Annotated in this window: 2 protein-coding genes; both read left to right on the top strand. The window is 53.0% G+C overall.

The genetic code is table 11. The annotated features are described in order from the left end of the window. Positions 1 to 770, top strand: a 770-nt coding sequence (gene ppk2, locus ACR0K1_RS25550; protein ID WP_480852314.1) for a polyphosphate kinase 2, incomplete at its 5' end; no start/stop codon positions are given. A 219-nt stretch (positions 771 to 989) separates the two neighbouring features. Next, complete coding sequence (locus tag ACR0K1_RS25545; protein ID WP_480852313.1) at positions 990 to 1,379, top strand: c-type cytochrome; 390 nt, start codon at positions 990 to 992, stop codon at positions 1,377 to 1,379. Positions 1,380 to 1,657 lie beyond the last annotated feature (278 nt).

The following is a 1,657-nucleotide window of genomic DNA, read 5'->3' as shown; positions in this document are numbered from 1 at the left end:
AAGCTAAGCTCCAGGCAGAGCTGCTCAAAGTCCAGATTTGGGCACAGCAGACCGGACAGAAATTCGCATTGCTCTTTGAAGGACGTGATGCGGCCGGTAAGGGCGGCACGATAAAGCGATTTATGGAGCACCTGAATCCACGAGCGGCTCGAATTGTCGCATTGAACAAGCCAACCGATGAAGAGCGTGGGCAATGGTATTTCCAACGTTATGTTCAGGAGCTGCCTACATCTGGTGAAATGGTTTTCTTTGATCGCTCCTGGTACAATCGAGCAGGCGTGGAGCGGGTAATGGGGTTTTGTGATCCCAACGAATACCTGGAGTTTATGAGACAAGCTCCTGAATTGGAACGCATGCTCGTGCGATCAGGCATAAGGTTTTACAAATATTGGTTTTCGGTCACCCAACCGGAGCAGAAAAACCGGTTCAAAAGCCGCGAGACAGATCCTTTGAAGCAATGGAAACTGTCACCAATTGACAAAGCCAGCCTAGACAAGTGGGATGACTATACCGAGGCAAAAGAAGCGATGTTCTTTTACACGGACACGGCGGATGCCCCGTGGACCATCGTCAAATCCAACGACAAGAAACGAGCCCGCCTGAATTGTATGCGCCACTTTTTGTCTACTTTGGACTACCCTGGAAAGGACCTTGAGATTGTTGATGCTCCTGACCCGCTGATAGTTGGCCAGGCAAATCACGTGATACACCGATCTGAACATATCCTTGGAGCAGCCCTACATCCTGAAGCGCGAAAACGCGCAAACTAGACTGCAGGTCACTTCACGTGACACGACGGCGTGGACTCCAGGTTGCGTCCAGAGACCTCATCGCCGCGCTTGGTAAAATGTGAGAACTCGGGTGTTTCGACTAATTTATCCACCTGACACAGTCTGTCTTTATGCCCGAGGCATGAGTTTTGCCTTTGTCTCTCTCCAGAAAAGGAGATGCTAATGATCAATTGTCGCCGGCTCGCTTTAGTGTGGCTCATGACAACGCTTGTTGCATCGTGTTCGGAACTCGTCCGGGAAGAAAATGCGATGCCCACACGTGCTGACGGGGAAGCGTTTTTCTTAACTAATTGCTCGACTTGCCACGGTGCCGATGCGCGAGGGGGTGGTCCGGAAGCTGCCAGTTTACCTGTTACTCCGCCGGATCTAACGACACTCAGCGAGAGAAATGGCGGCAGTTTTCCGCAAGCACGTGCTTTGAGCTACATCTATGGCGATCCGCAAAACAGCCACCTCTCCCGGGTGATGCCTGAGTTTGGCGGTGCGATGGCAGAAGACCTCGTCCCAGTCGAAATCGGCGGCGTTCTGACTCCGACGCCGCGAGAGCTCGCCGGACTGCTATTCTATCTTGAAAGCGCCCAACGGTAGAACAGGGGTCAATGTGTCATTGATTGTTGCCGCACCGGATGCCATGACGGCCCAGAGCCGACCTTGACCACGGCATACAGATGCCGCGTTTGCATCCCATTAGGCGTCGGTTCAAAGGCTTCCCATGGCTGATTAACGTAAACGTCCGCTTTCCGGGTACTCGATGATCAAGTTGGCAAGTGCAGAAAATGTCTGCTTTCCTGAAGGTTTTTCGATGCGGGCCGGGGTGCGAAGATGCCGCCAGGAGCTGCGTGCGGCCCGCGTTGACAAACCTCGGA

The organism is Ruegeria sp. F5 (genome assembly GCF_056533845.1).
The sequence above is the reverse complement of the archived record's forward strand: the minus strand, read 5'-3'. Positions and strand labels throughout refer to the sequence as shown.